The sequence below is a fragment of the Sphingobacterium sp. UBA5670 genome (genome assembly GCF_002420705.1).
Classification (GTDB): Bacteria; Bacteroidota; Bacteroidia; order Sphingobacteriales; family Sphingobacteriaceae; genus Sphingobacterium.
The window spans coordinates 673,697-674,122 of record NZ_DIIM01000021.1; the positions used below are offsets into that span (position 1 = coordinate 673,697).

Genomic DNA, 426 nt, shown 5'->3' on the forward strand with positions numbered 1-426 from the left:
TTAAGGAGATCTTTATGCGCTCTAAAAAACTCAAGGAATATTACAATACCGGCAGCAAGAAGTTCAGAAAACGTTTTGACGTAGACCGCATGGAGCAAGATTCAGCCTACCGGGACAGTGTCCGCACCGTGATTCGCGACAGCCTCATGCTCCATAGCCCAGAATACCGAAAACAACTAGAAGACCGGGAAAAAGAACAGCAGCGCCGCCAACAGCTGGACAGCACTGCAAACAGCACGCGAAAAAAGAATATGCCGACACATTTAGATACCATCAGAACCACAGCGATTAAAAATGAAGATGAGGAAAGGGCTTACCATGCAAATTAAACTAAAATGCCTTATTGGACTATTGACGATAGGCGGACTGATAGCCTCTTGCTCTTCGACCAAAAACCTGCCCGAAGGCGAGAGCCTGTACGTAAAA

The 426-nt window shown here is 46.2% G+C and carries 1 protein-coding gene; it reads left to right on the plus strand.

Annotation, left to right across the window (positions count from 1 at the left end; translation table 11 throughout):
* Positions 1-329, plus strand: a 329-nt coding sequence (locus B3C94_RS20790) for a hypothetical protein (RefSeq protein ID WP_293907322.1), incomplete at its 5' end; no start/stop codon positions are given.
* Positions 330-426 lie beyond the last annotated feature (97 nt).